The sequence below is a fragment of the Dactylosporangium sp. NPDC049525 genome (genome assembly GCF_040676755.1).
GTDB lineage: Bacteria > Actinomycetota > Actinomycetes > Mycobacteriales > Micromonosporaceae > Dactylosporangium.
In genome coordinates this window covers 20,021-43,083 of the sequence record NZ_JBFAPO010000014.1, presented here as the reverse complement: position 1 = coordinate 43,083, position 23,063 = coordinate 20,021, and the positions used below count along the sequence as shown (strand labels likewise).

At 72.6% G+C, this 23,063-nt stretch carries 20 protein-coding genes; all 20 read right to left on the bottom strand.

Going from position 1 to position 23,063, the window contains the following annotated elements; translation table 11 throughout:
- Positions 1-88 precede the first annotated feature (88 nt).
- Positions 89-1,792, bottom strand: coding sequence for a DUF4314 domain-containing protein (locus AB0K00_RS21525; protein ID WP_363523210.1), 1,704 nt, complete (start codon positions 1,790-1,792; stop codon positions 89-91).
- Between the two features lie 265 nt (positions 1,793-2,057).
- Entirely contained in the window at positions 2,058-4,172 is a 2,115-nt protein-coding gene (locus AB0K00_RS21520; protein WP_363523208.1) for a hypothetical protein, read from the bottom strand.
- A gap of 152 nt (positions 4,173-4,324) precedes the next feature.
- Positions 4,325-5,371: a hypothetical protein gene (locus AB0K00_RS21515; RefSeq protein ID WP_363523206.1), complete on the bottom strand. Its 1,047-nt coding sequence runs from the start codon at positions 5,369-5,371 to the stop codon at positions 4,325-4,327.
- 303 nt (positions 5,372-5,674) lie between these two features.
- The gene (locus AB0K00_RS21510; RefSeq protein WP_363523204.1) at positions 5,675-6,412 is read right to left on the bottom strand and encodes a hypothetical protein; all 738 of its coding nucleotides are present in this window, start codon (positions 6,410-6,412) and stop codon (positions 5,675-5,677) included.
- A gap of 46 nt (positions 6,413-6,458) precedes the next feature.
- Complete coding sequence (locus AB0K00_RS21505; RefSeq protein WP_363523202.1) at positions 6,459-6,587, bottom strand: hypothetical protein; 129 nt, start codon at positions 6,585-6,587, stop codon at positions 6,459-6,461.
- Between the two features lie 129 nt (positions 6,588-6,716).
- A complete protein-coding gene (locus tag AB0K00_RS21500; RefSeq protein WP_363523200.1) occupies positions 6,717-7,355 on the bottom strand; it encodes a GGDEF domain-containing protein in 639 nt (212 codons plus the stop codon).
- Between the two features lie 105 nt (positions 7,356-7,460).
- Positions 7,461-8,762 carry a hypothetical protein gene (locus tag AB0K00_RS21495; RefSeq protein WP_363523198.1) on the bottom strand — a complete coding sequence of 434 codons (1,302 nt, stop codon included), beginning with the start codon at positions 8,760-8,762 and terminating at the stop codon, positions 7,461-7,463.
- Between the two features lie 131 nt (positions 8,763-8,893).
- Positions 8,894-9,109: a hypothetical protein gene (locus AB0K00_RS21490; RefSeq protein WP_363523196.1), complete on the bottom strand. Its 216-nt coding sequence runs from the start codon at positions 9,107-9,109 to the stop codon at positions 8,894-8,896.
- A gap of 216 nt (positions 9,110-9,325) precedes the next feature.
- Positions 9,326-9,481 (bottom strand): hypothetical protein, encoded by a 156-nt coding sequence (locus AB0K00_RS21485; RefSeq protein WP_363523194.1) that lies wholly within the window; start codon positions 9,479-9,481, stop codon positions 9,326-9,328.
- An 18-nt stretch (positions 9,482-9,499) separates the two neighbouring features.
- Positions 9,500-10,180 (bottom strand): RNA polymerase sigma factor, encoded by a 681-nt coding sequence (locus tag AB0K00_RS21480; RefSeq protein WP_363523193.1) that lies wholly within the window; start codon positions 10,178-10,180, stop codon positions 9,500-9,502.
- 306 nt (positions 10,181-10,486) lie between these two features.
- Positions 10,487-10,777, bottom strand: coding sequence for a hypothetical protein (locus AB0K00_RS21475; RefSeq protein ID WP_363523191.1), 291 nt, complete (start codon positions 10,775-10,777; stop codon positions 10,487-10,489).
- 297 nt (positions 10,778-11,074) lie between these two features.
- Positions 11,075-11,905, bottom strand: coding sequence for a hypothetical protein (locus tag AB0K00_RS21470; protein ID WP_363523189.1), 831 nt, complete (start codon positions 11,903-11,905; stop codon positions 11,075-11,077).
- Between the two features lie 127 nt (positions 11,906-12,032).
- On the bottom strand, positions 12,033-12,482 hold the full coding sequence (locus tag AB0K00_RS21465; protein ID WP_363523188.1) for a hypothetical protein: 450 nt from the start codon (positions 12,480-12,482) through the stop codon (positions 12,033-12,035).
- Positions 12,483-12,745: 263 nt separating this feature from the next.
- On the bottom strand, positions 12,746-13,570 hold the full coding sequence (locus tag AB0K00_RS21460) for a hypothetical protein (RefSeq protein WP_363523186.1): 825 nt from the start codon (positions 13,568-13,570) through the stop codon (positions 12,746-12,748).
- Between the two features lie 590 nt (positions 13,571-14,160).
- A complete protein-coding gene (locus AB0K00_RS21455; protein ID WP_363523184.1) occupies positions 14,161-15,144 on the bottom strand; it encodes a replication-relaxation family protein in 984 nt (327 codons plus the stop codon).
- Positions 15,145-15,552: 408 nt separating this feature from the next.
- A complete protein-coding gene (locus AB0K00_RS21450; protein ID WP_363523182.1) occupies positions 15,553-18,105 on the bottom strand; it encodes a DUF87 domain-containing protein in 2,553 nt (850 codons plus the stop codon).
- 71 nt (positions 18,106-18,176) lie between these two features.
- Complete coding sequence (locus AB0K00_RS21445) at positions 18,177-19,985, bottom strand: DUF87 domain-containing protein (protein ID WP_363523181.1); 1,809 nt, start codon at positions 19,983-19,985, stop codon at positions 18,177-18,179.
- Positions 19,982-20,926 (bottom strand): PrgI family protein, encoded by a 945-nt coding sequence (locus tag AB0K00_RS21440; RefSeq protein WP_363523384.1) that lies wholly within the window; start codon positions 20,924-20,926, stop codon positions 19,982-19,984. Before AB0K00_RS21440 ends, AB0K00_RS21445 begins: the two co-directional genes overlap by 4 nt.
- 32 nt (positions 20,927-20,958) lie before the next feature.
- Complete coding sequence (locus tag AB0K00_RS21435; protein ID WP_363523180.1) at positions 20,959-21,894, bottom strand: hypothetical protein; 936 nt, start codon at positions 21,892-21,894, stop codon at positions 20,959-20,961.
- A 7-nt stretch (positions 21,895-21,901) separates the two neighbouring features.
- Positions 21,902-22,375: a pilin gene (locus tag AB0K00_RS21430; RefSeq protein WP_363523178.1), complete on the bottom strand. Its 474-nt coding sequence runs from the start codon at positions 22,373-22,375 to the stop codon at positions 21,902-21,904.
- Positions 22,376-23,063: the final 688 nt, after the last annotated feature.

The following is a 23,063-nucleotide window of genomic DNA, read 5'->3' as shown; positions in this document are numbered from 1 at the left end:
CCGCGCCGCCGCCGAGGCGGTGGCGCGTTCGTCGGGCATCGGTCCGGCTGGCCGCCGGAGATCGGTGGGCGGGCCTGCGGCCCGCTGATCAGGTGGTGGCGGTGCCGCCGGAGGGCGGCTGGTCGGTGTCTGCGGCATTGGTCAGGTGCTGCCACGACCGGCCGTTCCAGTACTGCCAGGCCACCCCGCGCGGGTCGCGGCGAGACGCCCGCAGCCGGTCCTGCACGGCGTGGAACTCGTCCGCCGTGGCCGGCGTCGGGAAGACTCGCTCGAGGTCACAGATCGTGCCGGTGTCGTCGAGGAGCCTGGCTAGACCGCCTCCGTTGGCGACAGCGTCGGCGACGTCGGCGCCGAGCAGCGTGTCCTCCGCAAGGGCGTCGAGGACCGCGGCCTCGGTCATCGGCTGGTCGCCGCGGCGCGCCGCCGCCACGTACGCGTGCCAGTCCTCGGCGTCGAACCGGCTGGTCAGCTTGGACAGCTGCGCCGGTGACTCGGCCGGAGCAGGCCCGCAGACGTCGACGACCTCGGCCACCGGTTCGCCGGCGTAGCGCAACTGCCCGGCGAACCCTGCACCGGCGCCCGACCAGACGAGGCCGCCGATCGTGTACGGCTGCGGTCCGACCCGGGTGTAGGGGGCGTGGGTGAGCAGCCGCCACTCCTGGCTCGAGTCCGGGCCGGGCAGGTCCCCGACGATGCGGGCACAGTCGTACGGGTCCACGGCCTCCCACGTCCACGACCAGCCCATCACCACGTACCGGCCCTGCTCGTCCGGTTCGATCCGTTCGAACGCACTCGGGTCGTCGTGGCGGGTGGTGGAGTCCGCGACGATGACGTCGCCGTCCCACCACAGCCGCGTGTACGCCTCGTCGGTCTGCCGGTCCAGGTCCGCCTCCGGCACCCCGGCCGCCGCGAGTTCGGCGCGGTAGGCGTCGCGGACCTGCTGCTGGTCGGCGACGATCGCCTCCGCCACCGGCTTCGTGCAGGTGAACACCGCCCAGCCGTTCCACCGGTCGATGAGGGTGCCGACGTAGCCGGCGGTCAGCGGGTGGGCCGCCATGACGCCGGCGTCGTTCCAGTCGCCGGAGAACACCCCGACGCTGCCGAAGGTGACGTGGTCCGGGTGCAGGTGGGACAGGTCCCGGTCGTCGCCGGTCGGGTGCAGCCGGCGCCGGCACGCGGCGGCGATGGTGTCGGTGACCGAACTGGTGTAGCCGTCGTGGTAGGCGTCCTCGGCCTGCTGCCACTGCTCACCGGTGAGCAGCGACGCCGCGTGATCGGAACCGACGGCGGCGGACACCGTCGCGGGCCGCGGTACGGTGATGCCGCTGGCCCAGTCCTGTACGGGAGAGGGAAGGGTGTCGAGGACGGCGGGGTCCTCGTCGTCGATCCCCTTGAGGATGCGCCTGGCCGTCGCTGCGGTGTCGCCGCCGGCGCGTCCGCCGATCGCGTCCTGCAGCCACCATTCGGCGGCGGTGGTCCCGTCGGTGGCGCCGACGATCCGCAGGGCGTCGAGCAGCTCCGCCCAAGCGACGCCACCGGCGGGGCCGACCCGTTCCGTCGGGCTGACGGCGTTCGCAGGGCTGGCAGCGTCCCAAGGACCGGCCAGGATCGGGGTGATGACGTCGCCGCTGTCGAGCAGCATGGACAGGGTGGAGCCGCTGTCCCAGGTGACGTCGACGCGGCGCTGGCCGGCGTCGTAGCGGTGGACGGTGCCCTCGTCGCCGGGGCGCAGCTCGGTGTGCGGGTCGTTGGTGTGGACCAGCGCGACGCGCTGGCCGGGTTCGTACTGCATCAGTTCCTCCATGTGCATGGCCGGCCGTGGTTCGGCCGGGAATCGGGTTGGGATCGGGCGCCCCGCGCCGGGCGAGCCGGCGCGGGGACACGGCGGAGCACCCGGCGCGCAGATCCGCGGCACAGGTGAGAGGTGAAACTCGGGATCGCAGGCCGTGCGGTGGCCCGGTCCTACGGGCGCTGGTGCCGCGGCGGCTTCGGCCGTGACGGTCGACGCCTGGGCCGCACAGTTGTCGTGCGGTGGTGCGGAACCTGGCTGGGGACGGTCAGTCGATCTGCTCGTCGCGGTCGAGGTGCAGACGCTGCCGTTCCAGGGCGATCAGCTCGCGGGCGGGTGCCTGCCAGCTGTCGTCGCCCGTCGGGGCGGGTGTCGTGCCGGCGGCGAGGGACTGCAGCGCGGGGATCTGCGCGGCGTAGGCACCGCCGAGGGCCTGCAGGTCGGCGCAGGCGCGGTCGACGTGGTCACGGACCTGCTTCACCCACCGGCCGGGCTGGCCCCACTGGTCGCGGCGGCGGCCGTGCAGCGGCCCTTCGCACAGGTTGGACGCCAGCCACACCACCGGCGGGTGGACGCCGACCGCCTCGGCCAGCAGCGCGACCTTCTCGTAGTCCCAGGCGGTGCTGACGCCCTGGGCGCGGCGGAACCCGGCCGTTTTCGGTCGGATGAGCAGGTTCCAGTACACGGTGCGGACCGCGGTGGAGGCGACCAGGTCACGCTCGTCGCGGAACCCGCCGGCCGTCAGTGCGTGCGGGAGCCGGTCGATGAGCAGGTGCGCCAACTCCCGCCGGGTGACCGGCACCGCCGGGTCATCCGCCGCGTTCAGCCGCACCCGCCGGGTGGCTGGCGCCGGCAGTGGCAGTGTCGGCGTCGGCAGGTTGCCGCCGTCGGCGATGTCGGCCAGGAGGGCGAGCAGCAGCCCGCCGAACTCGGTGAGCATGTGCTCGAAGCCGCGGCTGCGGTCGCTGTAGTCCTGGCTGGGAATCCACCGGCCGCCTCCGCGGTGCCGGACCCGGTGCGCCGCCTCGTGGAACAGCACCGCCAGGGTCCGGTCCCGGTCGGTGAGGACGTCACGGTGGACCGCGACGTCCCCGTTGCGCGGGGTGTAGAACCCGTCCGCGCACGGGGACTCCTCGCTGTCGCTGTAGACACGAACCCGGTCCAGGGCGAACGGCCCGATCAGCCGGCAGACCAGTGCCTTGCCGGCGGTGAGCAGGTCGCGTTCGGTCGGGTTGAGGTCCCGGTCCGGGACCCAGGTGGTCTTGTCGTGGTTGCGTTCGTAGTGCCGCTGCTGCCGTACCCGGGCGACCTCGACGCCGAGCAGCGTCATGAGGACGTGTTCCTGGTAGGCCGGCAGGCCGCTGGCCGTCACGCGGGTGTAGTCCATGTCCTGCAGGTCCAGTACCGCCTCCTCCTGGCGGGCGCTGGCGTAGAACGCGTTGGCCGGCAGGTGTGTCCGTCCCCACGTCCGCCATGCGGCGCGGGGCCGGGCGGCTTCGACTCTGGCGACGAACTGCTCGGGTTCGCGGAGTTTCCCGCCGGCGAGGGCGTGGGTGGCGAACCGGTCGACCACCGCCTCATCCTCGCTGGCGCCCAGGATGGCTTGGACCGCGTCGCGCAGCGCGCCGGCTTCGATGACGGTCCTGTCCCTGTTCTGCAGACCTTTGTCGTCCAATGGCAGGTCGTAGGAGGCGAGCAGGCCCGGCATGGTGGACACGAGGACACCGCCGATCCACACCCGGCCCGGCGTGCCGGTGAGCACCACGGCGCCCGGCGCCGCGGGTGGCCGGTAGCCGGGTTCGCTCAGCGCCCGGAACCGTCCGACCGCCTCGTCCGCCAACTCCTGCGGGCATTCGACGGTGAAGACGGTGCCGCGGGCGCGGTCGTTGCGGTGCAGGTGGTAGACGAGGACCTCCGCGCCCTGCCCGGACAGCGACGGGATCAGCCCCTCGAGCAGCCGCTTCCGCTCGACGGTCGGGACGAACCCGTAGCCGACGGTCTCGCAGCGCACCGCGCCGATCTCGGGGCTGCGGGCCATCACGAGGCACGCGAGTTTCTTACCCTCACCGAACTGGCCGATCTGCTGCGCCGACTTGGTGGAGTGGCCCAGGATCATGCCCTCCTCCGGGATGCCCGGGCCCTGGTCGGTGATGGTGAGGACCCCGTCGGCCCATCCGATGGTGGCGTCGCGGTCTTCGTCGAGGGCGTTGGCGATGAGTTCGCACAGCGCGCGGACCGGCGACCACGACTTCACGTAGTCCGGCGAGATGGGGTAGGTGAGCATGTCGACGGCGGCGCCGATCGCGCCGGCGGTGTCGCTGCTGTCGGTGGTGTCGGGCTGGTCCGGTTCGGTGTGTCCGTCGGGCCGGTCACCGCTGGTCATGGGTGTCTCCTTCGATGTGGTGTGGGCGCCGTCGGGTGGCGACGCCGTGGTTGGTTGCGGGCATGGCTGTGCCACGGACCGGCGGTGTGCCGGTCCGTGGCGCTGGTGCGGGAACTGGTTCTGGATGGTCTGTCCGGCCGCCGCTGCCGGGGTCAGCGGGCGAGGACGGCGACCTTCTCGCCGAGCAGCAGCGGCGCGCCGTCGGGGCCTTTGATGTGGGTCTGGACCCACACGCGGTACGGCTGGCCTTGCTTGTCGATCAGGCGCCGCCAGTGGCCGCGGACGAAGAACCGCACGCGGTAGTGCCACTTCGCCTCGCCGTCACCGGCGTCGACGGTGGGGCTGGTGCGGCGCAGCATCACCACCCGCGTCTCGTGCACGATCGAGGCGCGTTGTGCGCGGCGACGGGCGGGTCGGTCGGCGGGGGTCTTCGGTGCGACGGTGATCGGCTGGGCCTGGATGCGCCAGAACGCGTACAGCACGGACGCGACGACGTCGGTGCGGCGCCCGTCGTCGGTGATGACGTACCGGCCTTCCGGGGTGCTCTGCCAGTCCAGGTCGTGCTCGTCGACGGGGGCGGTGTCCGGCGGGGCCGGAACCGGCCGAGCGACCGGCAGTTGGGCGATGTCGTTGAGCAGGTACGGGCCCAGGCCGGTACGGACCTGCTGGTTACGGGCGAGGTCGCGGCGCACTGCTGCGGCGGCCGGGTCGTCGGGGTCATCGACGGGGCTGTAGGAGCAGATGAGCCAGAACCGGTCGCCGCTGACGGTGCTCAACGACGCCCAGGTGATCGCCCCGATCGCTGCCACCACGCCGGTCGGGCGGCGGTGGTAGATCGCTTCGGGCAGGAACAGCACCCCGTGGTCGCACGGGGCGGATTCGGCCGTGAGCAGGTCGCCGGTGAGGTCGAGGGCTTCGCCTGCGGCGGCGACGATCGCGGTCATCGCCGGGGCGAGGACGAAGCTTTCCCCGACGCTCCAGGCGGCCTTGGCGCTGCGGGCGACGGCGTCGACGACCGAGGCGACCGCGGCCTGCGGGTCGTCACTGCCGGGGGCGTCGGCGGAGGCGAAGCGGTCCGCGAACAGCTCCTGCAGGTAGGCGCGGTCGACCGTGCCGCCGGCGGCTTCGGTCATGCGGATGCGCAGGTCGACGGCGGTGCGGGCGTAGTCGGTGAGGGTGCTGACGTGGTGGAAGGACAACGGATGCCTCCGGACCGGGTTGGGCCGGCGGCATCACGCCACCGGCAGCGGGCTTTCGGGCTGCGTGTCGCCGGTGGTGCGGCAGGTCGAAGTCGGACGGTCGTTCGGGATTTCGGCGCTTCGTGCTGGATCGCGGTCCGGTCCTCGCGGACCGGACGCGTTGGGACGAACGTGTTCTGGGCGGCGACTCACAGATCGACGCTTGCCCCTCGACGAGGGTCAAGTCGTACTCGCGGTCACAGCACGGGCCGCCGCTGTGCGCCGGTGCAGCAGTTGGTCGGCGCCGTTGCTGCGCGGGGAAAGTCAGCCGCCGGTGGCGGGTGTCGCGGTGGTGTGCGCGACGGCGGCGGCGAGCAGGGCGGCGAGGCCGGCGTAGGTGGCCGGGGTGTCCAGCGGGTCGGGTTCGTCGTCGACCAGGACGGTCGCGTGCGCGCCCGGCAGGCGGACCGCTTGGTACACCCGGCCGTCGACGTCGACAGCGTCGATGCGTCGCACCATCAGGATCGGCTCGCTGCCGCCCGTGCCCGTGCTCGGGCCGGTGCCTGTGCCGGTGCCGGTGTGGACATCGTCGTAGGCGATGGCGCAGGCCAGCAACCGCATGCCCGCCTGTGGAGGGGTGAACACGCCGGTGAGCGCCTCGGCGGCGCGGCGCCGGACGAGCGCGGACAGCCCGTTCGGCCGCAGCGCTGCGCCGTGACCGGACGGCGCGAGGGCTGCGGCGAGGTCGGGCAGCAGGTCGATCAGGCCGCGGCGGTAGCTGCCGACGATCACCGGATGGATCGCGACCGCGACCGTGGCGAGGCAGCGGGTGCCGGGCGGCGCGTCAACCGCGTCGCCGTCGTGCAGGACCAGCAGCGTGTAGGGCGGCTCGACATCGTCGATGTCGGTGATGCCGCCCGAGGAGTAGCTCGCCGCGATGCTGTCGGGCGGTGCTGCGGCGCTGGGCGGCACTGCGGGGGTACCAGGTGCGGCGAATGAGGAGGGATCGGCGGCGGTGACCAGCCAACTGGTGAGCGCGCGGATGGTGTCGGGCGTCAGCATGATGCTCCAGGTGGGCTACGGTGCCGGGCGGCTGGCGAAGGTTCGGCTACTGGGGACCGGTGCGCGACAGCCGAAGGGTGAAGGTGTCTTCGTTGGGCACGTCGATGACGAGGTAGGCGGCGGCGTGTTCGGCCAGCCGCAGCGCGGCGGGCAGGTCGAAGTAGAGGGAGGTCATGTCGGACGGGCTCCTTCGTACGGGCGGGCCGCCGCCGGCTCCACGACCGTGGAGGTTTCGGCGGCGGCCCGGATCGGGACGTTGGTTCGGAACGTGAGGTGGGGACGTGGCGTGGGATGAGCTCGCGGGTCAGCGGCGGTCGCGGCAGCGGCCGTGCGGTTCGGTGGCCGCGGTGACCGGCTCGTAGCGGCAGACGGGTCCGGCTCCGCGTTTGGCGCGGTACATCGCCGTGTCTGCCTCGCCGAGCAGGTCGCGGGTGCTCACGCCGGGCCGGTTGGTCGTGTAGCCGACGCTCGCGGCGACGGCCACGGTGACCTCCGCCTGGAGGGCGATCGGTGTGGCGGCGGTGGCCGTCGCCGCCAGTTGCGCGGCACGGTAGGTCGCGTCCGCGTCGCCGCGGACCAGCAGCGCGAACTCGTCGCCGGAGAGCCGCGCGGCCAGCCGGACCGGGTCGGGTTGGCCGGCGAGCCGGTGTCCGACTGCGGTGAGCAGCTCATTGCCGGCGTCGTGGCCGTGCACGTCGTTGACCTGCTTGAACTTGTCGAGGTCGAGCAGGACCAGCCCGAACGCCTGGCCGCTGCGTTGGGCGTCGTCGACGGCGGCGATGAACGCCCGCCGGTTGGGCAGGCCGGTGGTGTCGTCGTGGTGGGCCTGGTGTCGTGCGGTGCGCAGCGCGCGGCGCAGCCGCCACAGCGGCACCGCGGCGAGCAGCAGCCCGGCGAGCACGCCGGCGGCTGCGGCGGCGGACAGTGCGGTGAGAGGGGACACTGGTAACGCTCCTTCGTTCGCGGGGAGCGCCGAGGGCGGGCGTGGTAGGCGCGAAACTTCCGACGCCCGCCCTCGGGCACTGAGGAGAACCGAGGGGTTGCCGGCTCAGCCGGCGGTCACCGCGTCCGCGGCCCCAGGTCGGGTCTCGGACTCGGTGTCGGACCTGGTGTCGGACCTGGTGTCGGACTCTGTGTCGGTCGAAGTCCCGGCGGTGTCCGGCTGCGCGGTCGGCGCGGTCGGGTCGGCGGCGCCGGGCATGAGCTGGAAGCTGGCCGGTTTTTCGACCGCCAGGATCGCCTGGTGCCGGCCGACGAGGCGCTGGCAGACGAGCACGACCGCGCCGGGGCTGGCCGGGGACATCCCGGTGCCCTCCTCCGCCTTGTCGATCAGCTTGCACAGTTCGCTGACCTTGTACACCAGATCGGGTCGCGCCTGCAGGATCGCCAGCACCGCCTTGTCCAGGCTGCCGCTGGGCCGCCGGACCTTGCCCGTCGAGGTGTCACCCGTCTGCGCAGCGACCGGGGCGGCGGCATCGTCGACGGGGGTCGGCACGTCGTCCCCGCTCGTCGGAGCCGGTCCGATGCCGTCGGCGGCGTCCTCGTCGGTTGCCTCGTCGGTTGCCTCGTCGGTTGCCTGGTCCGTTGCCTCGCTCAGCGTCCGCTCGGCCGTGTCGGTGTCGCCGTTCTCGCCTGCCGGTTCCTCGCCGTCGTCGCCGTTGCGGGCGCCGTCGTCGCTGTCGGCGACCGGCGTTTCGCAGGCGGCGTTCGCGGTGTCGTCGCCGTCGTCGGTGCCGCTGTCGGTGCCGCTGCCGGTGTGGTCGCGGGCCGTGGCTGCCGTGAGGTCGTCGGCGCGCATCGTGTCGGCCTCGTCTGCGGTGGCACCGGCGCCGACACCGCCGTTGATGTCGGCTTCTGCAGCCGGTTCGTCGACGGCCGGGGTTGCGGCGGCGGCGTCTGCTGCGCTTGATGCCGTCGTGATCACGTCCTGCTCGGTGCGGAGGTCCGTGTCGTGTGCCGGCTCCGTGATCGCGGCTGCGTCCTGCGCCGAGGTGCCGGCGGCGCCGTCGGCGGCGGTGTCGTTGCTCGCCGGAGCGTGGTCGGCGGTGCCGTTGTTGCTGCTGGTGGCTGCGGGGTGGGCGCGGCCTGCGTCGGTGAGCCGCCACACGGTCCGACCGTTTGCGGCCTTGGTGGGCTCGGCCAAATCGTGGTCGTTGAGCTTGCGCAGCTTCGGGGTGGTGGTGGAGTAGCCGATCCCGAGGTGGGTGGCCAGGGCGGCCGCGGTGACCTCGCCGAACTCGGTGAGGGCGGCGAGGATCTGCTGGGACTTCTCGTCCAGCGGCGGCACGTCGACGATCCCGGCGGCGGGGCCGGTGGTGTGGTCGGGGCCGGTGTTGGTGCGCTTGGGCATGTCAGCCTGCTTTCTCCTGCATGGCAGGGGTTTGCGGGTGTGGACGCGTCTTGATGGACGCTTGACCGGCGCGGACAAGCAAGTCCGCGCCGAGATGTGGTCAGCGCAGGTCGCCTCAGGGCGGCGACCTGTTACTCGGCCTGCTTGTTGCTGGTCGGGGCGAAGGCGATCCGTCCGTCGGAGAGCCGGCACGCCACCAACAGACCGGCCCGCAGCGCGTCGATCAGAGCGGCGTCCAGGGCGACGGTTCCCGTGGCGGTGTCGGCGTGGTCGCCGGTGACGAGCGCGTCGACCACCTCGTCGACGCTCAGCAGCTGCGCTCCGGCAGGAAGGTCGGGCGGTTGCACAGTCGTGCTCCTCTCGGCAGGGTCACGTCACCGGCTGGGACCGGGCGCCGGCCGGGTGTGTGGATACGGAAAGTGCCCCGCCACCAAGGGATCGGTGGCGGGGCATGCGGGGTATGACGTTGGTTGGTCCCAGACCGGACCCGGCGCAGGCCGGTCCGGCCGTGGCGGTGCGCAGCTCTGGCTGTGCGGCGCACCTCGGACGCGGTGGACGCATTGCTATGCCTGTTGGTTCAGCTCGCGGGCCGCCGCAACGGCATCAGCCTTGGTACGGGTCGTGTGGACGACGATGTCGCGGTCGGCCGTATCGACAACCGTCCAGCGCGCGTAGTCGCGGGTGGTGCCATGCGGACCGCGCACCTGATATCTAGCCATGTCCCTTCCCAAGCCCGGTCAGGCCGGGCCGGCCGCGGTGGTGCACAGGGCGTGCAGGCTGCGCAGGGCGCGGTGCTCCAGCCAGCGGACCGCGCCGACGGTGCGGCCCATGCGGGCGGCGGCCTCGGGGCGGGTGTGCCCGTCGAGGAAGCGCAGTTGCACGGCGCGGCGCTGGTCCGGGGCGAGCTGGGCCAGGGCGTGGGCGAACCCGCCGCTGTGGGTGGTGCTGCGGGTGATGGCGGCGATGGTGCGCCGGTCGACCGGGCCTGTCTCCGGCTCGTTCGCGGCAGCGGTGGTGCGGTCGGTGTAGAGCGTGTGGGCCGCGCGCAGGTAGCGCCGCTGGGACCAGCTGTGGTTGGTCATCGCGCGGGCGGCGAGCTGGTACATCGAGCCGATCAGGTCCGGGTCGACGCGGTACGGCTCGGTCAGAGCGAGGCAGTACGCCTCCTGCACGAGGTCGTCGACCAGGTCGAGGTCGCGGCGGTAGACGCGGGCGGCGACGAACGCCGTCACCCGCTGCACCGTCGACCGGTATAGGGCGGCGAAGGCGTCGCGGTCCCCGGCCCGGACCCGGGCGGCCAGGACGATGTCGGCCTCGGTGACCGGCCGCCGGAACCGGCCGGCGAAAGTCGGCGCCTGCAGGCCGGTGACCGGCCCGTTCGACGGCGTGTCGGACGCGGTGGTGCTGATGGTGGCCATGTGCGGATTCCTTTCGGTAGCGGCCCGGAGAGGGCCGGGAACGGAATCCGGGCACGGCCGTACGGCCGTGCCCGGAACAAGGTGCGCGGGTGCGCAGTGGCCGGGCATCGGCCAGGGGTCGTGCGGGGTCGGGCGCGCGGCTCAGCGGCCGGCGTCGCGCCATTCGACTTCAGTGGGTGCGAGGTGGCTTGGGCAGTCGTTCACCGCCTGAGCGACGGCTGCGGCTGCGTAGCGAATCGCCGGGTCGATCGACCGTGATGACCGGCGCCCAGGCGCGACGTGGTGTGGCGCTGCGCCGAGCGGCGGTCAGTCGACGACGTAGATGACGTGGCCGTCGCCGTGGCGGGCCTGGCGCAGGTGGGCCGGCGACTCCAGCCGGAGCCATTCGCGGGGCTGGTTGCGCCACTCGAGCCCGTCGCCTCCGAGGGCCGCAATGGCGATCCGGTCCTGCCAAAATCCGTCGATGACGACGAATGCCTGATCCGGCGGGGTGTCTTGGTGCGGGTCGTGGTCGCAGTGCACGGTGACGATGTCACCGGGTTCGAGCGGCCGGTCACCGTCGGGTGGCTGGTGCGCGGGTTGATCTTGTGTGGTCATGACTGCTCTTCCGGCGAGTGATGGGACGGGCACGGCGGAGGGCCGGCCCGGGAGGCGTGCGCGGGTGGCCGGACCATGGCCGGACCGCGGTCGGGTCACACCCAGGTCGAGCGGCCGTGCCCGGAACAGGTGCGGCTGCGCGGTGGCCGGGCATCGGCCAGGGGGTCGTGCTGTCGCTCAGGCGCGCTGCTCAGGAGCGGGCATCGCGCGCTGCACGGGTGGTGGAAGGCCGTTCAGGGCGGTCGGTCCGCCTCGGCGGCGGGCGTCGCCGCATGGATGACGGCCGCGGAGGTGGGCCTACGAGGCCAGGCGCCAGGGCCAGCCGTACGCGCCGACGCTGTAGCAGCCGTCAGCGTCAGGGACGACCAGGTCGACCTCGCGGATCGTGGTGGCGGTGCCGTCGTCGGTCGCTTTGCTGATCTGCAGCGCGTTGCCGCGCCCGTCGCCGTACAGGTACAGCCACGGGTACTCACCGGCCATCACGTCGCTGGTGCGGTCCGGATTGGCCTGGACGGCGTCGAGGTCGGCGACGATCTGCACGACGGTGCCGCAGTCGAAGCGGGGCAGGAGGTGGCCGGCGTCGGTGGTGTAGCCGTCCGGGATCTGTGCCCGGTAGACGGCGCCGGCGACGGCGTCACAGGTGACGTGCGCCGGCAGCCATCTGGTGTCGGCCGGAACGTGCTCGTCGCGGGACGCGGTGAATCCGATCCGGGTCCAGTCGATGTGATGCGTGTCTGCGGGATCGATGTCGACCCACATCCAGTGCCGGCCGGTCTCGCGGGCCTCGCGGATGCTGTCGATGGGTCGCGGTCCGGGACCGTCCCCACCGGCGAGAGGCATGTAGGCGTGGTGGTAGCCGTCGATGTTGACGGTGCCGTAGCGGCCGGTGGCGGTGTGTCGCCAGGTGTGGGCTTCGGCCGCGTGGACGGTGCCGTTGTGGCCGTACCAGGCGGGCACGCCGTTGGACTGCAGGATGTCCAGAGTGGCGGTGCCGGTCCAGGTCAGCGCGGGGCGCAGCGGGGCTGCGGCGCGGGTCTGGGCCTCGGTGCGTGCGTGGGCGGTGCAGGCCATCGCGTGCTCGGCGAGCGGGACGACGTCGTCGAGACGGAACCACAGTCGAGAGGGCACGGGCTTCTCCTTCGTCAACGGCTCGGGAAACGGGTTGGTGGGCAAAGGGGCAAAGGGCGGCCGATCGCCGGCCGGGCGTACAGGTGCGCCCCGGCCCGGGGCGCCAGGCGGGGTTGCGTGCTCGGGTTCAAGCGCCGCTGGGCGGCGCTGTCTCACCGGGTGTGCCGCCGGGGTGGCGGCGGGCAACGCCGAGCACGACGTGGTCGGCGGCGAGGGTGAGGGTGAACAGGTCATGCGTGGTGGCCATGGCACGGAGCCGGCGCAGGAGCGGTTCTGGGATCGGCAGTCCGGTCAGCGTTTCGCCGGACACACCGGTCATCGTGTCGCGATTGGCCGGTGTGGTGTCTGGTCCGTAGTCGTCGGCGTAGACGGCGCGGATGCCGTAGGCGTGCGGCTCGCCCGGTGCGGCGTTGAGCTGCGGCAGACCGTTGGACAGCAGGTAGATGCCGTCGGAGGCGGCCAGCAGCAGCGCCGGTCCGTGGATCTCGCCGGAGGCCGGTGGGGCGCTGGACGGTGCCGCGGCGGCGTGCTCGGCGAGGACGAGCACCTCGTCGAGCGGGAAGATCAGTTCGGGCATGGACAGGGTTCCCTCCGTGGGTGGGTGTTCGCCGGTCGAGTGGTGAAGGCGGGCGCGCGGCGTCGCGCAGCGCTGGGCTGGGCTGGGCGGCACGTTGGGGTGGACCGCGCAACGTGCGGCGAGCGCCTGCGAGCTGCGGGCGGCCGGGCTTGGCCGCTGGGTCGTGGTGGAGCCGGTCGGGCAGCACACGCGTTGCGTCCCCCGGGTACAGGGATGCTGGTTGCGAGGGCTGGCCCGGCCGGGTCCGTGGTGCGGTTGGTGGGTTAGAGGGCGACGGCGAGCAGCCGCTGGTCCTCGTCGAGGTCGGCGAGGTAGCGGTTGGCCTGCTCGAGGTAGGTCACCCGGTGGGCGAACGCGTCGCTGGCCGGTGCCAGCCGGGTGCCGTCAGCGGTGATGAGCGTGTCAGCGGTCAGCGCCGTGCTGGCGCTGTAGTGCTGGTAGGCCATCGGACCGGCCTGGAACATCTCCAGCTCGCGGAGGTTCAGACGGCCGGCGCCGTAGGTGACGGCGTTGTGCATCCGCATCGCGATGACGCGGGGCTGGTCGTTGTACCGGACGATCGCATCCTCAAGGGACAGCTTCGCCGGGTCGGCGATGTGCTGCAGCAGCAGCTGCGGCCACGGCATGGCGGGGCGGGTGCCCTGCACGACGCGGGACCACACCTGGTAGCGCACACCGGCGCCGACAGCTGCGGCGTGGCGCATACCGGCCAGGTCGAGCAGCCGGGCGGGGCCTCCGGCGCAGTAGACGGGCTGACCCTTGCGGGGGTCGACCAGCTGGCTGCGCTGCCATACCCAGATGCTGGGCGTGGCCCAGAAGCGGGGGGCAAGGGTGCCGCAGACACCGAAGTGCTTGTCGAGCTGACGGCTGACCAGTGCCTCAGCGGGCAGTTCCGCCGGAACACAGACGATCATGGTGGTGACCGTCGGGACCAGCTCGGCTTTGCGGGCCGGCGTGGCGCCGTTGGAGCTGGCGTTGGTGGCCTGCGTGGTGCTGGTGGAGCTGGTGCTCGTGGCCGGGCTGGTGCTGGTGCTCGGGTTCGAGCGGGTGGTCTGGTTGATGACTCGGTTGGTGCGGTTCTTGGCCATGAGGGGGTCCTCCTTGGGTGTGGGCGCTTGAGGGCGCGCAGCAGTGACCGGCCCACCGGGTTCGTGGGTCGGTGCGGACGGAAGGTTGGGATTGGTAGCGCTTGCGTGCGGCGCCGTGGTGGTGCTGGTGGTGCTGAGACTTGCGGTGGTCTGGTGCGACCTGGGGTCGCCGCGCGGTGCGGGTACCGACCGGCCGGTGAGGGCGGGTGGGTGGCGGGCACCGGGTGGTGCGGCGGGTTGTCCCTCAGGTGGGACCGAACCGGGTGGAGAAATGTATGTGGGGTTTGTGTAGTGCCGTGAACGGTAGCGGCCCGCACTCACAGCGCCCAGACCGGTTTACCGGGTGACTTAGCAGGCGATGTAGCGGGTGACCTGCACTGTGAGCGGTTGTGAGCGGACGGGCCGCGTCGTGCGTGGTGTCGCTGTGAGACGACACCACGCTCACAAATGATCTTGTGGTGTGACAGTCGCCGACGGTGACAGCGCGTCGGTGGCTGTTCTGCACGGCGTTGACCTGTGCTGTGAGCGGTCGGCGCGGTCTGCGGCCGGTTGCCGAGGCATGCAGGTGCCTGGGGTGTGCCGTGCGCGGGTCAGTGCTCGTAGTGGCCGGGGTTGGTGCCGGAGCGGGGCCCGTGATCCGACGGCAGTTCGTGCAGCTGCCAGCGGCGGCCCGGGTTGGCGGGCAGGTCGGTGGTGAGGGTCCACACCCTTCCGGACGGGTCCGGGCCGTGCACGGCGGTGGCGACCGGCATCGGCAGGCGGACCCCGGTGAGGAGCCGCAGGATGTTCGTCTGCCGCTCGAGGGTGGGCAGCCACAGCAGGACCGGGTAGCGGGGCCCGAACTCGGCCAGTCGAGCGTAGGCGCGCAGCTTCGCCACCACGCGAGGGAGGTCTTCGGTGCCGCGGTCGTGTTCGAGGAAGAACCCGACGGTTCGGTCGTGGGCGTGCCAGATGCCGTGCCCGTCCGGGCGGATGCCGGACTGGGCGTACACGTCGGTGGCGTGCTGCTCGGACCACCAGCGCAGCAGCCGCGCGCCCGCCGCGTCTGGCCCGTTGGACGCCTCGCTGTGCCGGGTGGCGGCGAGCAGGTCGACGAAGAACTGGTTGACGCCGATCAGATGGGCCGCGCTCGCGCTGGCCGCGATCCGCCGCGCACGCTCGAGGGACGTACGTGGTGCCCGGGCGTGCCGGCCGTCGGGATCGTCGTAGGCGTCCGGATACAGCTGCAGACCGACCGGGCCGAGCGTGTACAGGTAGGGCACGGCCGTGTTCTCGGGATTGGGGTAGGCGAAGCGGTGCACCACGTCGAGGCGGTGCAGGGTCGTGAGGCGTCGTTGCGCGGTGCGCCGATTGGCGAAGAACACCGCCGCGATCTGCGGCGTGGACAGCAGGTAGTGCTCCGCCAGCAGGGCGAGGAGGGCCCGGTCGCGGGGCACGATGCGACGGAACACCGCCAGAGGATCTGCCCGCACGATACGAGCGCCGGACGCCGCGGCAGCGGACATGATCGCGACCGGCGGGGTGGACGGGTCGGACGGGTCGGACGGGTCGGGAGTGGAGCGCGTGGAGGACACGGGACCAGGTACGGCCGGACCGAGATCACCGAGGACAGGTAGACCAGAAGCAGGGGACTGAGAGGCAGAAGGAAAGCGAGAGGAACGGCTGGATGAACTACGGGGAGAGGCAGAGGGACCTGGATCGACTTGAGCAATATTCGGGTCAGTGGATGACATGGGTGCTGGTACTCCTGGGCAGGAAGAGATCCCTCGTTTCCGAGGGGTGTCTGGCGGGCGAGACGGGGCGGTGCGGGCGCTGTCAGGCGCACGTGCTGCACTGACAGCGCAGGTCAGGCAGGTCGGCGAGTGTCGCGGCGGGACAGGTGAGCGTCGGACACCACGACGGGGTCGACGAGCACCTCCACGACGCCCCTCTGGGAGCGGAAATCGTTGGGGCCGCAAGGCCGATGGCCTACTGGGTCGAGGTCAGGTTCTGGGTTGCTTCGGCCGTCCACGCCGCCCGTCGCCACCACTGTCGCCGCCGTTGCCACCGTTGCCGTTGGGTTGTTTCGGCTGTGACAGCCGCTCGACGAGGGTGTCGATGGCGCTGGTGTCCTGTTCCGGGATGGCCGCGGCGGCGGCCTGCCGGATCGCGTTGGCCTCCCCCACCACCGGCTTCGGGGGCCGGGTGCGCATGGTGAACGCCGGGGTCTGGCGGCCGTTGACGACGAGGCGGGCGGCGGCGGTGTACGCGTCGAGGTGGGACAGGTCGTGCTCGTCGAGCTCGGGCAGCGTGTGCCGGCCGAGGACGCGGGCGTCCTCGGGCGCGACCGTGAAGTAGATCTTGTTCCTCGCGTTGGACGACGCCGCAGCGAGGAGGTCCTTCGGGAACTGGGCAAGATCCTGGTGGGCCAGGACAAGGGATAGCCGGTACTTGCGGGCTTCGGCAAGCATCGAATCGAGCGAATTCGCCAGGGTCAGAAAGTTCTGCGCCTCGTCGATGATCAGCGTGGCGTCGCGGCGTTTGTCCGGGGCGACGGTCGCGCGGGCGGTCGCGGCCTGCCACACCTGCGCCAGCACCAGGGAGCCGAGCAGCCGGGTGGTATCTTCGCCGAGCTGTCCTTTGGGGATGCGGACGAGCAGCGCGCCGCCGTCGAGGACCTTGCCCATGTCGAAGCTGGACTTCGGGAACCGCATGGTCTTCTTCACGAAGTCCCGCAGCAGGAACGCGCGGAGCCGGGCGAGGACGGGTCCGATGACCTGGGAGCGCAGGGCCGGGTTGAGCTCGTCGTACCACTGCCAGAACCCGGCGAGGCCGGCCGGGTCGTCGAGGTCGACGGTCATCGCCGAGCGGAACTGGGCGCTGTTGAGCAGCGGCGGGATGTGCTGCAGGGTCACGTTCGCGTGCCGGAGCAGGGTCAGGCAGGCCACGCGCATGACGTCGTCCATCCGCGGTCCCCACGCCTTGGCGAAGATGTTGGCGAAGATGGACACGATGTTGTCCACGACGAGGTCGGGGTCGGCGCCTTCGAGAGGGTTGAGGCAGGGCGGGTTCGGCTGGTCGGGGTCGTAGATGACGAGGCGGTCACCGAGCCGGTCGGCGACGTCTGCGGGGAGCCGGTCGAGGATGTCGGTGATCATGTCGCCGTGCGGGTCGATGACGATGGTGCCTCGTCCGGCCTTGATCTCGTCGACGGCCAGGTTGACCAGCAGGGTGGTTTTGCCGGAGCCGGTGGACCCTACGACGTGCAGGTGGTAGCGGGCGTCGGTGACGGACAGGCCGACGCCGTGTCCGCCGACCTCGGCGTCGCCGAGGACCTTCACCCCGCGGCCGCCGGCTGGGACCGCGACCGGTGCGGGCATCGACTTCGCTCGCGCTCGGTCAAGTCCGGGCACCGCGAGGTCCCGTGGCAGTGCGGCGAGGACGGCGAGTTCGTCTCCGGCGAGCAGGAACCCGCGACCGAGCCGCCGGCCGGCGAGGACCGCGACGGACTGCGGCATGCGGGCGCAGTGGCCGAGGCGGTTGCGGGCGGCGTAGACGGCGAAGCTGGAGGCGACGGCGTCGGCGATCCCGCGCAGCCGGCCGACCGGGTTGGCGCCGGGCCGGGTGTCGGTGGTGGCGAGGGCATAGCGGATGCCGGCGGTCCACAGCGGCTGTGCGATCTTGTCGAGGATGGCCCGCACGTCCCGTTCGACCTGCGGGTCGCGGCGTTGCGCCTGCCCAGCTGTGCTGCCCCGTGCGGAGCTGCCGGTCTGGAACGCTTCCAGGAGCCACAGGATGGGGGCGGCGGGGTTGATGACCGGCACGGCGGTCTTGCCGTCGCGCAGCCGCCCGGCCGCCCGCCGCGCCCGGGCTGCGCGCCGCGGGGGTGCGGGCCTTGTGAGGATCTGCACGCAGGCGTGCTCGCCAGGGCGGAGTTGCGCGCCGGCAGCCGTGAGCGCGCGGAGCGGGTCGGCGTCGAAGTCGGTGTTGAACGGCAGCCACTCCGCGGCCTGGGGCAGCAGGTGCCCGCCGACCGCCGGGGCGGCGCCGGGCGGGATCGGGGGTGGGGGGTTGTCGTCGGTGTGGACGGCGGCGCTGGGCCAGGCGGCGCGGATCGCGGCCTCGACCGCGCCGCGGGGCACGGTGCCGGGGACCCACACGGAGATGAGCAGCTGCCGGCCGGTCCACGTGTACTGCCACACCACGTGCGGCGCCCCGTACAGCAGGCGGCGCCTGCGGGACGGGGTCAGGGTGCCGTGCAGGTTGGCCCACAGCGCCGCCGCGGCGTGTTCGTCGACCCCCGGCGGCGGCGCGATCGTGACCAGCCGCGCGTCGGCGGCGTGGTGGGTGTGCCGCCACCCGTCGAGGAGGTTCCGGCCGGCGACCCATGCCACGAGCCCGGCGGCGACGACGGCGAGCAGCCACGGTCGGTCCGCGGCCCAGTGCACGGCGTCGAGGAGCCGTGCCACGACCGGGCTGGACGGTGGGCTGAAGGGTGGGGAAATGAGACCGGCGCCCGGCCCGGAGGGGCTGGGCGCCGGTGACAGCGCGGACATCGGGGACGACGGCGGCGGATGGCTGGGACCGGCAAGGATCCACACAGCGGTCCCGCCGGGCTGCGGCGGGCTCACAACGCGGCCTCTTCGTCGTCGAGGTCATCGTCGAGGTCGAGCAGGTCCGCCGGTTTCGTCGTGGCGAGCAGGTGCTCGCTGGGTGAGGCGATCGACTCGAACCCGGTGCGGTTGGTGCCCGAGATCAGCAGGCCGTGGCCGGTCCGGGCGGCGAGCAGCATCCGCCGTTCCCCGACGGTCAGCCCGAACGCGTCACCGACGGCGTCGATCGCCTGCGGTGCCTGTTTGAGCAGGATCTGGGTGGCGGCGTTGGACACGACGGCCATGCCGAGGTCGGTGCCGAGGACGTCGGCGACGTCCTGGGTGATGACGGTGAGGCCGGCGTTGCGTTTCCGGCTGGCCTTGGACATGACGGCCAGGAACCGGGCGCCTTCACCGTCGCGCATGAGCAGCCACGCCTCGTCGACCACGACGAGGCGCCGCACCGCGAGCCGGCGGTTGCCGGGGGCGTCGACGCTGCGCCAGATCGCGTCGAGGGCGAGGAGCGTGCCGACGGTGCGCAGTTCGTCGGGCAGGTGCCGCAGCGACCACACCACCAGGTGCCCGTCCGGGCGGGTGGTGGTCGGGCCGTTGAACAGGTCGGCGAACGACCCGTCGACCCACGGGGCGAGCCTGGCGGCGAGTTGCGTGGCGGCCGGGTCGTCGTCGCCGCGGAGCGCGGTGGCGAGGTCGGCCAGCTGCGGGGCGCGCCGCTGGTGGGTGGCCGGGTCTGCAGTGATCCCGGCGGTGCGGTAGGTGGTGAGGATGGCGCGGTCCAGGGCGGCGCGTTCGGTCGGTGGTGGCTGGTGACCGAGCAGGACGGCGATGAGGGTGTGCAGGAACAGGCCGCGGCGGGTCAGGACGTCGGGACGCGTGTCACCGACCGGCAGGTCCAGGGGGTTGATCTTCACGCCGGGTTGGCCGAGCCGGACCACGGTGCCGCCGACGGCGTCGGCGAGCCGCAGGTACTCGTCCTCCGGGTCGACGATCGACACCTGCACGCCCTGATACAGGTTGCGCAGCACGTCGAGCTTGACGAAGTACGACTTCCCGGCGCCGGAACGGGCCAGGACCACCGAGTTGTGGTTCTCCTGCGCCCACCGGTCCCACCACACGATCCCCGAGCTGTCGGGGTTGATGCCATAGAGGACACCACCGGTGGTGGCCGGGTCGCCGGGCAGCGGCGCCGGCAGATCCGCGGATGCGAGGGGGAACGCCGCAGCGAGCGCGGCGGTGTCCATGGTCCGCAGCATCTGCAGGCTGTCGGTGGCCAGTGGCAGGGTGGTAGTCCAGCCGGGTAGATGCCGCCACGTCGCCGGCTGCACCTCGATCAGCGTCGACGCGGCGGCGGCCTTCACCTGCGCGCACGCGTCGAGGAGCTCCGCCTCGGTTCGGGCGTGCACGGTCAGATACAACCCGACCCGGAACAGCTTGGCGGCGCCGCGGGCGAGACGTTCGGCGAGGTCGGCGGCGTCGTCGGCCGCGGCCTCCACGTAGGGGTCGGCGAGTTTTCCCCGCTCCGCATCAGCGCGGCGGGACGACTCGAACCGGGCCCGTTGGGTGCGCAGTCGTTTCGCCGCGATCGGCGCGGGCAGCGGGTCGATGTGCAGGGCGAGGTCGAGGCGGCCCGGCCAGGACAGCAGCGGCTCGAGCCAGGCGGGGCCGACTTCGGCGGGGTAACCGGTGACGACGAGGGTGGCGGCGTAGCCGTCCCCGACACGCAGCATCCGTGGGGTGACCTCGACCGAGGCCGGGGCGACGGCCGCCGCCAGTCCCGCGGTCGGCGGGGCGGCGGCCGGTGCCGTACGACGAGCAAGCAATGTCATGACGGTGGCTTCCTGCGGGTTCGGGGCGGTGCCTGCTTCGGCGCCGCGGCGGTGATGACCGCGTCGGGGGCGGCGAGCCCGCCTGGCCGGGACGGCCGGTACGGGTCGGCAGCGGCGGCGAGGGCGGCGGTGACGGCCGGGCCGTCCAGGGCGCGGGTGGTGACGCCGAGCCCGGACAGGGCTCGGACGGTGTCGTCGGCGCGGCGGCGGGCGGCGTGCTCGCCGCGTTCCCCAGCGCCGGCGCGGGTGACGATGAGGACCTGCCGGCGCAGCGGGTCACGCCGTTCGGCGAGGTCGGCGAGGAACTGGGCGTGGTCGGCGCACGCCGTGGCGAGGGCCGGGTCCGGGAGCCGGTCCGCTACGCGGGCCAGGGTGCGGGCGGCGGAGGCCAGGTCGACCGGCTGCGCGGACACCACGATCTGCGTCGCCGTGGACAGCGAGTTGAGCCACCGCCCGAACGTGTCGATCAGGGCGGCCTGCTCGTCCGCGGTGCGCAGGGCCAGGTTGACGCTGGTCGCGGCGACCATCGCGGCCTTCGTGCCGCCGGTGCGGTCGGTGAGGCTGATCTGTCCGTCATCACCGATGGCGTCGGCGGGCAGCCGTAGCGGCGCCGGCAGCATCACCTTCGACGCCGGCGCCTGCACCCAGTCCGGAACCTTGGCCGTGGTGTCAGTCGTGGACAGCGCCCGCGGGCTGCGGGAGTGCCGCAGCCCGGCAAGCAGCCACACGTCCAGGGACAACCCATCGCGGCGGCCGACGGCCAGGCCGAAGACCAGACCGCCGAGCACGACGAACGCGCCGATGAGGATTGGGACCGGCAGGAGGGTGTGCAGGGCGTTCCAGGCGCCGTAGCCGATGACCGCCGCGACGGCGAGGATCGCCAGCTGCCGGAACGTCAGCCCGTAGACGACCTTGTCCGGGGCGTCGACGTCGGCGGGCATCCGGGCGCGGACGGCGTCCTCGTCCCGGCGGTTCACCGGGCCACCGCCCGGGTCATCCGGCCCAGGCCGGGCACGGCCCGGGACAGCTGCTGGACCACCACGACGCGGATGACGGCGCCGAGGAAGTTGGGTTGCTTGCCGCCGCCCTGGGATACGAGGCGGCGCATCAGGCCGGGGACCTTCACCGTGGTCCAGAGCAGGACCATGATGACGAAGAGGTTCGTGACGCCGCCGCTGTTGCCGGGAATCGGCCCGAGCGCGAACAGCAGGTTGCTCTGATCGGTGAGCATCCATTGCCCGGCGTAGAGGGTGAAGCCCTGCACGACCGGCACGGCCAGGGTGCCGCCGTAGGCGCGCCACCACATCCGGGCGACCGGGTCGGTCTGTGGCAGCGCGTGGCAGGCCAGCGCGATCGGTGCGATCGCGGTGAGGACGAGGACGACCGCGAACCGGGTGATCATGCTCATCGCGGTGGAGCCGAGCAGGATCAGGATGATCACGGCGCAGACGCAGAACAGGACGCCGACCGTCTGGTCCCGGGCCGCGAGGATGTGGGTCTTGATCGCGGTGACCGCGGCCGGGCGGAGCTCGCCGTCGCCGCCGAGGTCGTCCCGGGTGAGGGCGGCGGCCAGCGCGTTGGCGAGTTCGATCATCTTGGCGCACCACAGCTGGCTGAAGTGCGCGGCGACGAACCCGACGATGCATCGCGGGATGAGGTCCTTGGCGGTATAGCGGGAGCGGTCGTCGCCGCCGGCGCTCATGGTGAGCGCGCCGGCAGCGACGAAGAACAGCACGAAGACGAGGTCGACGACGAGGACCGACCGGCCGGTCAGGGCCTGCACCTGCGGCAACGCCGTGACGTCCGGGGTGATCAGCAGCGCGTTGGTGATCACGCCGATCAATCCGTCGAAACAGGCCAGGATCTTCTCGGCGAACCAGGTAAGGATGTTGTCCAGGAGCCAGCCCATGATCGTCTCAGCCCCCGACGATGCCCTGGACGACCTGCAGCAGGATCGGGGCCAGGACCGCGAGGCCGTAGCCGACCAGGGCGTTCTTCAACGCTCCTTTGGCCTTGTCGACCTGGGCGGGATCGCCGCCGGCGGTCGCCCAGTACACCCCGGCGAGGACGAGGAACAGGGTCGCCACCGCGGCGAGAATCCCCATGATCCACGTCTGCAGGTTGGCGATGACGACGGGCAGCGCGTTCGCCGCCACGACGACCGGGGCGCCGGGATCGGCGGACGCGACCGTCGGGACCGCCAGCAGCGCGGCAGCGACCGCTGAGACGGTCAGCACCCGGGCGGCGATCCGCCGCCTCCGGCGGCCGACGGCACGCACCGGGATACTCGCCTCGGCGGTCGCGTTCGGACCGGGCTCGGGGCATGCGGCCTGGAGTGTGGTGGTGTGTGGGTTGTGGGCACGCAGACGTGCCCGCAGGAAGCGGGACATGGTTGGGGTTCACCTCCCGCCCCGCACCGCAGGGCCGGCACCGGCGCCAGAGGGGCGCGGGATGTCGGCGGGCGGTGCGGGGCGAATGCTCGAAACAGCGGATGTGGCCGCCGCCGAGCTGGAACCCGGTGAGCGAGTGCGGTCGCGCAGCTACGAACGCGCTCGGGAGGAGCTCGTCCTCCCTCTACGGGTCGGCTGTGGGATGAGGTGTCAGCGCATCACGATGGCGCGGCACCCGAGGCGCGCAGCTGGCGCAGCACTCGCAACTGGGGGTTCGCCCGGCGGCGGGCAGGACCCCGGCACGCGTGGCCGTCGATGGCCATGGCCGGGAAGTCCTGCACCCCCCTATCCGGGTTTGTGAGCCGTGGCGAACGCCCCCACCGCTCACAGCGGCTCACAGCGGCACACGGCGGCTCACAGCTCCACACACAGCGACTCACAGCCGCACACAGCAGCCGATCCGGCGCGACCGAACCGTGTCTCGCTCACGGCCGCCAGACCCGACACCGCTCACAAACCCACCGGCGCCCCGCCCGCGCGTGTCGAAGCCGTCACCGCGAGACGGCGGGGTGTGGAGGACAGCGAAAGGGCCGTGGGGGGGCGACGCCCCGGGGGGGGGGGAGGGGCGCCGCCCGGGCAGGGGGGGCGGGGGGCCGCGCCCCGGGGCGGCCGCCGGCCCCGCCGGCCC